The sequence below is a fragment of the Bacillus sp. FSL R7-0685 genome (assembly GCF_038002425.1).
GTDB lineage: Bacteria > Bacillota > Bacilli > Bacillales > Bacillaceae > Bacillus > Bacillus subtilis.
This window is the reverse complement of record NZ_JBBOCN010000001.1, coordinates 1,570,199-1,582,411: the sequence shown is the minus strand read 5'-3', so window position 1 is coordinate 1,582,411 and position 12,213 is coordinate 1,570,199. Positions and strand designations below refer to the sequence as shown.

At 43.5% G+C, this 12,213-nt stretch carries 11 protein-coding genes; all 11 read right to left on the bottom strand.

What is annotated here, in order from left to right; translation table 11 throughout:
• Positions 1 to 114 precede the first annotated feature (114 nt).
• On the bottom strand, positions 115 to 480 hold the full coding sequence (locus MKY50_RS08390; RefSeq protein ID WP_003238683.1) for a small basic family protein: 366 nt from the start codon (positions 478 to 480) through the stop codon (positions 115 to 117).
• Between the two features lie 17 nt (positions 481 to 497).
• Positions 498 to 1,205: a DUF881 domain-containing protein gene (locus tag MKY50_RS08385; protein ID WP_341116479.1), complete on the bottom strand. Its 708-nt coding sequence runs from the start codon at positions 1,203 to 1,205 to the stop codon at positions 498 to 500.
• Positions 1,206 to 1,227: 22 nt separating this feature from the next.
• Entirely contained in the window at positions 1,228 to 1,923 is a 696-nt protein-coding gene (locus MKY50_RS08380; protein WP_015252137.1) for a DUF881 domain-containing protein, read from the bottom strand.
• On the bottom strand, positions 1,920 to 2,711 hold the full coding sequence (divIB, locus tag MKY50_RS08375) for a cell division protein DivIB (protein ID WP_003232178.1): 792 nt from the start codon (positions 2,709 to 2,711) through the stop codon (positions 1,920 to 1,922). The genes MKY50_RS08380 and divIB overlap by 4 nt, the downstream gene beginning before the upstream one ends.
• 129 nt (positions 2,712 to 2,840) lie before the next feature.
• Complete coding sequence (gene murB, locus MKY50_RS08370) at positions 2,841 to 3,752, bottom strand: UDP-N-acetylmuramate dehydrogenase (protein ID WP_003232182.1); 912 nt, start codon at positions 3,750 to 3,752, stop codon at positions 2,841 to 2,843.
• A 31-nt stretch (positions 3,753 to 3,783) separates the two neighbouring features.
• Positions 3,784 to 4,875 (bottom strand): undecaprenyldiphospho-muramoylpentapeptide beta-N-acetylglucosaminyltransferase, encoded by a 1,092-nt coding sequence (gene murG / locus MKY50_RS08365; RefSeq protein ID WP_029317768.1) that lies wholly within the window; start codon positions 4,873 to 4,875, stop codon positions 3,784 to 3,786.
• Between the two features lie 122 nt (positions 4,876 to 4,997).
• Complete coding sequence (gene spoVE / locus MKY50_RS08360) at positions 4,998 to 6,098, bottom strand: stage V sporulation protein E (protein WP_003244810.1); 1,101 nt, start codon at positions 6,096 to 6,098, stop codon at positions 4,998 to 5,000.
• A gap of 60 nt (positions 6,099 to 6,158) precedes the next feature.
• Positions 6,159 to 7,514, bottom strand: coding sequence for a UDP-N-acetylmuramoyl-L-alanine--D-glutamate ligase (gene murD, locus MKY50_RS08355; RefSeq protein WP_161477004.1), 1,356 nt, complete (start codon positions 7,512 to 7,514; stop codon positions 6,159 to 6,161).
• Entirely contained in the window at positions 7,515 to 8,489 is a 975-nt protein-coding gene (mraY, locus tag MKY50_RS08350) for a phospho-N-acetylmuramoyl-pentapeptide-transferase (RefSeq protein WP_003232192.1), read from the bottom strand.
• 111 nt (positions 8,490 to 8,600) lie between these two features.
• On the bottom strand, positions 8,601 to 10,085 hold the full coding sequence (locus MKY50_RS08345; RefSeq protein ID WP_003245326.1) for a UDP-N-acetylmuramoyl-L-alanyl-D-glutamate--2,6-diaminopimelate ligase: 1,485 nt from the start codon (positions 10,083 to 10,085) through the stop codon (positions 8,601 to 8,603).
• Positions 10,086 to 10,260: 175 nt separating this feature from the next.
• Positions 10,261 to 12,201, bottom strand: coding sequence for a stage V sporulation protein D (locus tag MKY50_RS08340; protein WP_003245048.1), 1,941 nt, complete (start codon positions 12,199 to 12,201; stop codon positions 10,261 to 10,263).
• Positions 12,202 to 12,213 lie beyond the last annotated feature (12 nt).

Genomic DNA, 12,213 nt, shown 5'->3' with positions numbered 1-12,213 from the left:
CAATGAATGTGGCTTTACAAGTGTGTAACAAAAAATAACAACAGAATATTTTTATGTGTTTTTCACATTTTATGTTTATTGAAAATATTCGTTATATCCTATGTATATCCTCTTTTATATCACATTTTTTTTATTTTTTTTAGAAAGAGTCCACTTTGTTAGTAGATTTCTTCTGATAACGGCTATATTCTGAAATAATCTGACTCCAAATGCGAATATACCTGCTAAATACAAGTCTACACCAAGATGGACTCCCAGAAAAGCTAAACTTATTGCCAATATAATATTAAAAAAGAAACCGGAAACAAATACCATTTCATCATATGTACCTTGTAAATGCGCCCTGATTCCGCCGATTAATGTATCAAGTGCGGCAAGCACCGCAAGCGATAAATAGTTTGAGTATTCACTCGGTATCGTTAAGTTTGTCATTAGTCCAATCGCTATTCCGAGCACCAGTCCCAACACGGGCAGCCACATGACAATTCTCCTCCTTTTCAGTCTTTAAGCAGTTTCAGCTGTTGTACGTCCAGTGGTCTGTCATATGCTTTTAATATTAGTTTGCTTTCAGATTTACCGGCTTTTAATGCTAAATTTTCAGATGCAAAAAGATCCTCAAGGCCTGACCCCTTCACTCTGCTGTGTAACATGTCCGGATCTTTGGCAAGCACTTTTACTGTTAAAGGATAATCGTCAAGGGCGTATCCGTCTATTTTTGTAGTGCCGTTTATATCTCTGATGACTGTATGATTCACAACTCTTCGCTCGTTAATCGAGATATGCTCTGCACCGTAGGAGTTGAGTTCATTTATCAGCTTTTTCAGCAAATCCGGAGGCGGATTTTCGATCGGCTCTCCTGTTAAGCTTTCAGAAAAAAGCGGGGAAATCGTAATGACAATTCCGCTACCTGTTATATCGGTCATGCCGGCTGTTTTTTTTAAGGATTGCAAGGTATTATTTAGCGCGGTTTCTTTTGTCATTTCTTTCGTTTGCGAATAGCTATTCAGAAGTTTGTCATATTTGTTTATTTCAGACAGCAGCTTTTCCTGCTTCTTCTGCTCTAATGTCAGCTCTTCCCTAATATCCCACATATCTCTTGTATCCCGGACTTTGGGGTGCTTTAACGAATTAAACTGAACAGATATCATCAGGCCGAAGATGACCATAAGCACACTGATGCTTATGAAGGAACGCTTTATTTTCAATCTATTTCACCCGCTTTTTCAGTCATTCCTTCGTTTTCAGAATCGGTTTCATTTGTACGTTTTTCTCTTTTTCTGCCGACACAGAAATATGATCCATTGACAGCTGATCAATTAGGCCTCCAGCGATATTTAACGAGGGCAGCAGGACATCTGGATCTCCAATAGCGGATACCGTAAATGGAGCGGGATGCTGCACCCCGTCTACCGTTACCACAGGACCATTGCATTTGATATACGAATCATGCGTCAAACGCTGTCCATTAACGGCGACAGCTGCCGCTCCTGAGATATACATTTCGTTTACTACTTGGAAGATATGGCTTTCGTGAACGATGTAACTATTCACATTCTCCCCTTCCGGTATGTATGACGCATCTTCCAATGTCACCTCAACGCCTTCTCCCTGCACACCGACTTCCCCAATATACATCCTGTATTTTTCTGTATCTTCGAGGACATTATAGTATTCCGACTTCTCTTTCTTCAGCTTATTTTCCGCCTGGCGGACTTTGTTTTGCTTTTGATATAATTCTTTTTCAAGCTTCTTATTTTCTTTCTCTTGTTTCAGAAGTTCATCTCTCAGCGCATATTCTTTTTTCCACTCTTCCGTCTCAGCCGCGCTTTTGTTGTTTTCTTTTGTCATTTGAAAAGAAAATGAAATCAAAAAGCCTGCGATAAGCATAATCAAGGAAAGAAGGACTGCTGATTTGCCCCTCAATTTTCATCTTCCTTTTTAGCAGCCTTATCGTTTTTCCCAAACTCTTCAAAATAGGTGGCAACTTCTAAATGAATGATTCCTTTTTTATTGCTGCTTAGCTGAGAAATGATAGAAGGATACGTCTTCATTCGGTCTGCAAACGTTTTAATAGATGCAGTGACAACATAACCGTCGTTCATGTACAACTTAATACGGTTTTCATCCATTTTTACAGGCGTATAATAAATCTCTGAAATCGACTGTTTTAACGAATTTGACAACGCATCGAGCTGCTTGGCCATTTGAGACCGCTTCTTCGCGTTTGTCCAATTCACTAAAATCGGTCCGGCATCATCCGGCGTTACTTCGTTTGGCAGAACTGAGCCGTTTTCAAGCACTTCATAGTACACATCGTCTTTTTCTAAATAAGCAATCGCTTTATATTCTTCGATTGCAATGTTGATTTTATTAGGAAGCGATTTGCTGATCTCCGCTTTTTTCACTAATTTATTTTGCTGAATCTTCTTTTCTGTTTTTTGCTTGTCCAAACTCCAAAACTCAGTATCTCCGCTGTTAATATCGGAAAGGTCGATAATTTCCTTTTTTGATACATTTTCATTCCCTGTAACAGAGATTGTTGATACTTTACTGATTGGTGTTTGCAGGTACACAATGATCAGCACCATAATAAAAAAGAGCATAATAAATGAAATGAGACGGCGGTTTGCCTTTTGTTTCCTCTGCTCTTTAATTTTAGGGATCCGCTCTTCAATGTTAACGATTTTTTCTCGGTCTTGACCCGGGTTCATTGCCTGTTCACCTCATTCAAATGAAACAGCTGTTAAAAGTCTGTCTATTCCAAAACAAACGGCATACTATGATGCCGTTTGTCGTTTGCTTACAGTATATCATATGAACAGCTTCAGTCAGAACTTGAATCAGCGATTTCCGCCGATGATTTCAACCTCTGTGTGCATATCAATCTCGTATTTTTCACGGATTGTCTTTTTCACATGGTCAATGAGATCAAGCACATCTTTTGCTGATGCTCCTCCCGCATTGACGATGAAGTTTCCGTGCATCTCCGATATCTTTGCACCGCCGATTTGATATCCTTTCAAGCCTGCTTTTTCTACAAGGTTCCCGGCATGATTCGGAAGCGGATTTCTGAATATGCTTCCCGCACAAGGGCTTGAATACGGCTGTGTATTTTTTCTATAGTCTTTATTGCTTTGCATTTGCTGAACGATTGATTCCTTATCCTTCTGCTCCAGCTGCAAAACAGCTTCAAGGCAAACGCCCGGGCGTTTCTTTTGCAGTACAGATGTCCTGTAGCTGAAATCCATCTGCTCATTTGTCAGCCACTCAATCGTTCCGTCTTCAAACAAAATATGCGCTTTGACGAGGATCTCGCTCATATCAGAACCGTGAGCGCCGGCATTCATATAAACCGCTCCGCCGACTGATCCTGGAATGCCGGCAGCAAATTCCAAACCGGACAGGCCTTTTTTGCTCAATGATGTAGCAAGGCGGACCACTGAATAACCGCCTCCGACTGTTACTTGTTCCCCTTCAAGCTCCAAATGGTCAAGACCCGCCCCCAGCTTGATCACTACGCCTCTAATTCCTTCATCTAAAACAAGAAGATTTGATCCGCGGCCGATGACTGTCCACTTCACATCATATTTTTTAATCACGTCCATGATGTCTTTAACAGCATCTACACTGCTTGGAATGACCAATACATCCGCAGGTCCGCCGATTTTCATCGTTGTATGATTCGCGAGCGGTTCATTTGCAAGAACCTTGCCGACTTCGCGTTCTTTTAATTCCTGTATCACTTTCTCCATCGTAAACCTCCGCATTCCATTTGCTTTTCTACTATTTTTTTAATTCCTCGAGTACGCTGTATAAACGGGCAGCCGCGTCAGGAACACCGAGTGACTTTGTTCGTTCGCTCATTTCCTTTAACGTTTGCTCATTCAGTACAATCCGGTCTAGCGCTTCAATCAGCTTCTCCCCGCTGAGCTCTGTTTCTTTCAGTACAATCGCCGCATCATGCTGGCCAAGAGATCTCGCATTGACCTCCTGGTGATTCGCTGTCACATATGGACTTGGGATCAGAACACTTGGGATTCCGAGAGCAGTAATTTCGGCAATCGTTGTCGCACCGGCTCTGGCCACAATGACATCAATGGCCTTTAAATACTCAGGCATTTGATGAAGAAACGGCTTTGTGACCATATTATCAGCGGCACCCTTGCTTTTCAGCTCATTCATTACTTTTTCATAGTGAACTTCACCGGTGATATACAGCACTTGATAGTCTCTTGTTTTCAGCGCATCCTGCATGTCAATGACAGCGCGGTTAATCGGTGCAGCGCCTCGGCTTCCGCCGAAAATTAAGACCGTTTTTTTGTCTTCAGAAAGCCCAAATTCAGCCAATGATCGTCCCGTCTTTATTGAGACGACTTCAGAGGCTCTCGGGTTTCCCGTAAATACAACTTTCTCGCTAGGAAAATGTGATTTCGCCTCTTCAAAACAAATCGCTACTTTATTAACATATTTTGAAAGAAACTTATTCGTGATGCCCGGCAGGCTGTTTTGTTCGTGGACAATAGTCGGAATTCCCATTTTCGCAGCGGCATAGACAACCGGCCCACATACATAACCGCCCGTTCCAATTACGGCATCGGGCTTAAATTCCGCTAAATACGATTTACTCTTTTTGACGCCCTTCAGAAAACGCATCACAGTCTTGACATTTTCAAATGACAATTTTCTTTTAAATCCTGTAATTTCAATTGAACGAAACGGTATATTCTCCCGCTCAACAATTTTTTTCTCCAGCCCGTTTTCTGTTCCGATATATAAAAATTCCACATTAGGATGACGTCTTTGCACTTCTTTAATAAAAGCAAGAGCAGGATAAATATGTCCCCCTGTACCGCCTCCGCTTATTGCAATTCGCATTTCTTTTTTCCCCCAGTCTAAGTTTCTCTATAACATAACGATAACCCTGTTTTGTTGGACAGGGTTATCGCATCAATTGTTTCCAAGCTTCATGTTAGACAGGAGGCTTGGAAATACATTCGTTAATACCTCGAGTAGCGGCTTACATTCAGCAGCACACCAACTGCCATCAGCATTAGAGTCAATGAAGAGCCTCCGTAGCTCAGAAACGGGAGCGTGATGCCTGTTACAGGAATCAGGCCCGTGACTACGCCGATATTTATCATGACTTGAATGGCAATCATTGAAATAATGCCGACTGCGACAAAGCTTCCGTACAGATCAGGCGCACCAAGCGCAATTCTGATTCCTCTCCACAGCAGGACGCTGAAGAGGAGCAAAATAAGTGTTCCCCCGATAAAGCCCAGCTCCTCTGACAAGATGGCGAAAATAAAGTCTGTTTGCGGCTCAGGCAGATAAAAGAACTTCTGTCTGCTTTGTCCGAGCCCCATTCCGAACAACCCGCCGGGCCCCACTGCATAAAGCGATTGAATGATCTGAAATCCGCTTCCGAGCGGGTCTTCCCATGGATTTAAGTATGAGGTAATCCGCTTTATCCGATATGGAGCCGATAGTACGAGCCCGACAAATCCGCTGAGGCCGATCAGCCCGAGAAAGACGAAATGGGCGATCCGTGCGCCGGCTACAAAAATCATGACAATACAAGTTCCGACCATAACTGTCCCCGTTCCGAGGTCAGGCTGGCACATGATAATCAAAAATGCTGAAAACACGATGCCAAGTGCAGGGACGAACCCCCGTCTGAACGATGTGATGTTTTTTTGTTTTTCAGAGAGAAATTTAGCAAGGAATGCAATCATCGCAAGCTTCATAAACTCTGAAGGCTGTATGCTGAATGCTCCGACTCCGATCCAGCTTCTTGAACCGTTCCGCACCATTCCGACGCCCGGTATCAAAACAAGCACCAGAAGGAAAAAGCAGATAACCATCAGCAATTTGGACCATGTCCTCCAAGTCCAATAATCAACATTCATGATAAAAAACATAGCAATGACGCCGATTCCCGCAAACAAAAGCTGCCGTTTCGCGAAAAAGAATGAGTCGTCAAATTTATAATCCGCCCATACCGCACTCGCACTGTACACCATAATTAATCCGATTGTTAATAATAATAACGTAATGATGACCAATAACAAATCAGGCGATGTTTTTTTAGTAGTCAAAGCAATCGACACCCCAAGCTTAAAGTCATTAGGGCTGCCGATTTACTTCAAGACAAGCCCTTACTTAAGCATATGCACGGCATCTATAAACATGTCACCGCGTTCTTCAAATGTTTTGAATTGATCCCAGCTCGCACACGCGGGTGACAGCAGGATGACATCTCCTTCATTTGAGAGCGCAAACGCCGCAGATACTGCTTGTTCAACATTATCGACACGTTTGACATGTTGTATTCCCAGTTCATTGCCGAGTTTCTCGAGTTTTGGCGCCGTCTGGCCAAATGTAAGCACTGCTTTGACATGCTTCATATAAGGTTTCAAGTCATCAAAACCATTTCCGCGATCCAGTCCGCCCGCAAGCAGAATGACCGGCTTATCAAAAGCTGAAAGCGCCTTGCTTGTCGCCAGAATGTTTGTTGCTTTACTGTCGTTATAAAATTTGCGGCCATTCACAGTTGTGACATATTGGAGGCGGTGCTTCACACCAGTAAAGCTTGTCAGCACCTTTTTAACCGCCTCATTGGATGCTCCTGCCGTTTTCACAACTGCAATAGCTGCTAAAATGTTCTCCAGGTTATGAGCACCGGGCAGTACAACCTCTTCCAGAGGAAGAATGGCTTCGCCGTTAAACATAATCATACTGTCTTTTACATATGCGCCCTGTTCAAGCGTTTTGCTGACTGAAAACGGGACGATTTCGGCTTTTCCGGCTTCAGCAAGACGCACGACGGTTTCATCATCCTGGTTGACAATAGCTTTATCTGAAGCAGTCTGATGAAGGTATACTTTCTGTTTCGCTTTTTCATAGTTTTCGCGCGTATGGTGATAATCCAGATGGGCGTCAAATACATTTAAAATCAGGCTGATTTCCGGTCTGAAAGCGTGTGTTCCCATCAGCTGAAACGAAGACAGTTCAGTAACGACCCATTCATCTCCATCAGCATGATAGGCAACCTCACTTGCGACTGTGCCGATGTTTCCGGCAATCAGTGCTTTTTGCGAGCCAGCTTTGAGCATTTCGTAAATTAGCGTTGTCGTGGTCGTTTTACCGTTCGATCCGGTAATCCCGATAAACTTGGCGCTGGTCAGGTAGTAAGCGAGCTCAATTTCCGTCCAAACCGGAATGCCTCTTTTCTCCGCTTCCTGAACCATAATATTTTCATAAGGAATTCCCGGGTTTTTGATCAGAATCGTGATTTGATGCTGATCGAACAGAGAAACTGGATGCTCTCCGCAAACAACTTCGATTCCTTTTTCAGAAAGCTTTTGTGCCGGTTCATTTTCTTCAAAAGGCTTTTGGTCATTGACTGCAACATAAATGCCTTTTTCATGAAGAATGGAGGCCGCCGCATATCCGCTTTTCGCAAGCCCAAGGATTAAAAAATGCTGTTTCTGTAAAAATTGATCATTTTCCACTTATAACCACACCTCGATGTAAATTCCTAAAACGGCAAGCAAAAGTCCCGCAGCCCAAAACGTCACGACTACTCTCCATTCAGACCAGCCGACAAGCTCATAATGGTGATGAAGCGGACTCATTTTAAAGATTCGTTTACCTGTCGTTTTAAAGCTGATGACCTGCAAAATAACAGATAATGTCTCGATAACGAATACACCGCCGATGATAACCAGCAGGATCTCTAATTTCGTTAAAATGGCAATGGTAACGATTGCTCCTCCCAATGCAAGCGATCCCGTATCTCCCATAAAAACTTTGGCCGGATGAGCATTAAATACAAGGAAGCCCAGAACTGCACCGACAACGGCAACTGAGAAAATCGCTACGTCATATTGAGACTGATTCCATGCCAGAATGGCAAAGGCGCCAAAGGCAATCGCCGCAGTACCGGATAATAACCCGTCAAGGCCGTCAGTCAGGTTAACTGCGTTTGATCCGCCGACAAGCATAAAGAGCACAAGGATAAAGTAAGCCCAGCCAAGATCAAATGATAAGTCAGTTCCAGGAATGCGAATATCCGTCGCAAAATTGTAGTAATGATACACGGCGTAAAATACAACTGCAATAATAATTTGTCCGATCAGCTTTTGCTTTGATGTCAATCCAAGATTGCGCTTCATGACAACCTTGATGTAATCATCTAAAAAGCCAAGCAAACCGTAGCCTAGCGTAACAAACAGAAGCAGCACCATTTCGGGGCTTATTTCTGAAAACTTCTGTGTCATAACAATTGTTGTCACTATGATAGAAAGTATGATCATGACCCCGCCCATTGTCGGTGTCCCTGATTTTTTCTGATGTGATTTCGGTCCTTCTTCTCTAATACTCTGGCCGAATTTTAATCTTCTTAAAAACGGAATAAGAATCGGAGAGAGCAGAACACTAATTAAAAACCCCATTAAAATTGTAAACAGAATGACTTGCTCAAGCATTGTCCTTTTCTCCTCCTGTTTCTTTCAAACGACATACGTAGTTATCATATTCATGATTTTTTTCCATATGAAAAATCTTTTCAAGCTCCATTATTCAGTAACATCTCTTTCCTATGAATTCGTCTTATTCTTATTGAGTTCAACAATGGCTCTCGCCGCTACTTCAGCATCATCAAAATCGAAAGTTTCATTTCCGATCTGCTGATAGGTTTCATGTCCTTTTCCGGCAATGAGGACAACGTCGCCTTTTTTGGCATTGGCAATTGCGAAAAAGATCGCCTGCTCGCGGTTTGCAATACTGTGATAGTATGCGTTCTCTACTCCGGCTTCCATATCTCTTAAAATCGCGCGAGGATCTTCGCTTCTCGGGTTATCTGACGTGAAAATCGGCTCGTCAGCCAGCTCCACAGCAATTTTAGCCATTTTCGGGCGCTTCGTCTTATCTCTGTCTCCTCCGCAGCCGACAACGACAAATAGCTTTCCTTCCGTCATGTCTCTGCATGTCTCCAGCACATTTTCAAGGCTGTCCGGTGTGTGCGCGTAGTCTACAATGACAGGAAACTCCTGCTGCTGATTGACCAATTCAAAACGGCCTCTTACACCATGCAATTCTTCAACAGCCTCAGTGATGATTTCAAACGGTATGCCTGCTGCAATACATGTCGCAACAGCGGCCAGCACGTTATACACATTAAATTGTCCGACGAGAGACATCGTGATGTGCTTCGTGCCTTTGTTTGTCACGAGATCAAAGCTTGTGCCCTGTGCAGTGATACTGATGTTCTTCGCCATCACATCAGCATCGTTTTTAATTCCGTATGTAGAGATATGCGCAGCTGTTACCTTTTCAAAATAAGCGCTCGCCTCATCGTCAGCATTCAGGACGGCACGCTTTGGATGTTCATGGTTGAAAGCCCCGCCAAGTTGGGAAAAGAGCAAGCTTTTTGCATGCCGGTACTCATCCATCGTTTTATGATAGTCCAGATGGTCCTGTGTTAAATTCGTAAACACGGCAATATCATAATCACAGCCATGGACGCGTCCTAAAGACAAAGCGTGGGAAGAAACCTCCATGATTGCAGTGTCAACATGCTTGTCATTCATTTTCTTAAACGTTTTCTGCAGCGTGACGCTTTCCGGAGTCGTGTTTTTAACAGGAAGTGTTTCGTCTCCGATTTTCATGTACATTGTACCGATCAAGCCTGTGCGTTTTCCCGCTTTTTTCAGAATCTCATCGACCATGTGGGTCGTTGATGTTTTGCCGTTTGTCCCTGTTATCCCAATCAGCTGAAGCTTCTTCGTCGGCTGTCCGTAAAACGCATCAGACAAAACGCTGAGCGCGCGAAGTGACTGCCGGACAATAATAACAGGAACATTCACATCGACCTCTCTTTCTGCCACAATAGCCGCTGCACCGTTTTCTACTGCTTTTTGCGCAAAATCGTGGCCATCCACCGTATACCCTTTTACACATACAAAAAGACTCCCTTTCTTTACTTCCCTGGAGTCCATCTCAATTGAAGTTATTTCAGGGTCTTGTGAGTCGTTTACAGAAGGTTCGGTTGTTAAGTATGTAAGCAGCTTTGTAAGTTTCATCGTATCAAACCTCTCAACATTCTAATTCGTTCTTTTTATCATTGAAGTCACATCAAATGATGTGGTAATGATTTTAAGCATACAGTTCATATTTTAGCGTAAATAAAAGGATACATCCAGCTAATCTTGAAAGATATCAGCATTTTTTCTGCAATAAAAGAATAGGCAGCCCGAATCAATCGGCTGCCTCCTTTTCATCTTCTTCAGTCAAATACACGCGTATCTTTGAGCCTTCTTTTACTTTCGTTCCGGCAGCTGGCGATTGTTTAACGATTTTGCTCCCTTTCCCGGAAGCATCCACATTGAGATTCACCAATAGTGACTCAAGATCTGAGACAGACATCCCTACAACATTCGGAACTTCTATTGTTTTTGTGTCGTTCCATTGGTATTTTTTCTCGATTTGATTTTTCCGGGGCTTCACACCAAGTTCCGGCAGACTGTCTCTCATAATATTTCCGACAATAGGCGCTGCCACCGTTCCGCCAAACTGAATCGTGCCTTTCGGGTTATCCACCGCAACGTAGACGACTAGACTCGGATCATCAGCTGGCGCGAAACCGATAAATGATACAATATGGTTGTTTTCAAGATATTTTCCATCTTTAACCTTTTGTGCAGTTCCCGTTTTTCCTCCGACACGATATCCTTCTACAAATGCATTGCGGCCGGTTCCTTCTGCGACGACGCTTTCTAGAGCATAGCGGATTTGTTTGGATGTTTCCTCAGAAATGACTTGTTTCTTTGCGATTGGTGATTGTTTTTTGACCGTTTTCTTCGTAACAGGATCGATCCATTCCTTTGCAATATAAGGTGTATAGAGCGTTCCTCCGTTTACAGCGGCGGATACTGCTGCAACCTGCTGAATCGGCGTGACGGATACTCCCTGTCCGAAAGCCGTAGTTGCTTGCTCCACCGGGCCCACTCTCTCAAGCGGGAATAAGATGCCTGTTCCCTCGCCTTGGAGATCAATCCCCGTTTTTTGTCCAAAACCAAAGTCTTTGATATATTTGAAAAGCTTTTCCTTTCCTAAGCGCTCGCCTAATTCAACAAACCCCGGGTTGCAGGAGTTCTGCACAACTTCCAGATACGTCTGCAGCCCGTGCCCGCCTCTTTTCCAGCACCGCAGTCTCGCTCCGTCCACTTCAGCATGCCCTTTATCATAAAATTGATCCCGTTTCAAATTTACTTTTTGCTCTTCAAGGGCTGCTGCAAGTGTAATAATTTTAAAGGTAGATCCCGGTTCATATGTGCTCCATACTGGCAGATTTCGATTGTAGACGGACGGATCAACAGATTGGTAATCAGCAGGGTCGAAGTCAGGCCTGCTAGACATCCCCAAAATTTCTCCGTTTTTCGGATTCATGGCTACGGCAATCATGCCGTCCGGATGATATTTGGCCTCAGCGTTATCAAGCTCTCTTTCCATTATCGTCTGAACCTTTGAATCAACTGTCAGCTTCATATCAAGCCCATCCTTAGGCGGCGTATAGTCATCCGCTTCATCAGGCATCTTCTTCCCCTTGGCATCTGTATAAAACTTAACAGAACCTTTTTCCCCTTTTAAATCATCGTCGTAATAGGCTTCAAGTCCAAGGAGCCCTTGGTTGTCAATTCCTGCAAATCCAAGCACATGAGATAAAAAGCTGCCGAACGGGTAATGACGGATACTGTCCTCCGCAACATACACACCTTTTAAATCAAGCGCTTTAATTTCCTTCGCCTTCTCATTTGAAATTTTTCTCCCTTCAGGAGTGATCTTTTCGATTGACGCTTTTTTTGTCACATGTTTATATACTTTTTCTTCTGACATATTGAGCACCGCCGCAAGCTGCTTGCTCGTTTTCATTGGATTCTGAACTTGGCGCGGCACGACGAATACGGTCGGCGCACTTTTATTTGTTGCGAGCTTCACACCGTTCCGATCCAGAATCTCGCCTCTCTCCGGCTCAAACGGCAAGTTACGGCTCCAGGAATCTTTCGCCAGCGAAGTCAGTTTTTCGCCCATCACAAACTGAACATACCCCAGCCTTGTATCAATGATCAGAAACACGATCACGCCAAAAAGCAAAACAAATAATAAACGTTTTCTAACCGTTACATTCGAGACGCGCAAGAGACCGTTCAC

Excerpts from the sequence above, each read along its gene's own strand:
- MKY50_RS08390 (WP_003238683.1), bottom strand. The coding sequence starts at position 480 with ATGTGGCTGCCCGTGTTGGGACTGGTGCTCGGAATAGCGATTGGACTA.
- divIB (WP_003232178.1), bottom strand. The coding sequence starts at position 2,711 with ATGAACCCGGGTCAAGACCGAGAAAAAATCGTTAACATTGAAGAGCGG.
- murB (WP_003232182.1), bottom strand. The coding sequence starts at position 3,752 with ATGGAGAAAGTGATACAGGAATTAAAAGAACGCGAAGTCGGCAAGGTT.
- murG (WP_029317768.1), bottom strand. The coding sequence starts at position 4,875 with ATGCGAATTGCAATAAGCGGAGGCGGTACAGGGGGACATATTTATCCT.
- mraY (WP_003232192.1), bottom strand. The coding sequence starts at position 8,489 with ATGCTTGAGCAAGTCATTCTGTTTACAATTTTAATGGGGTTTTTAATT.
- MKY50_RS08345 (WP_003245326.1), bottom strand. The coding sequence starts at position 10,085 with ATGAAACTTACAAAGCTGCTTACATACTTAACAACCGAACCTTCTGTA.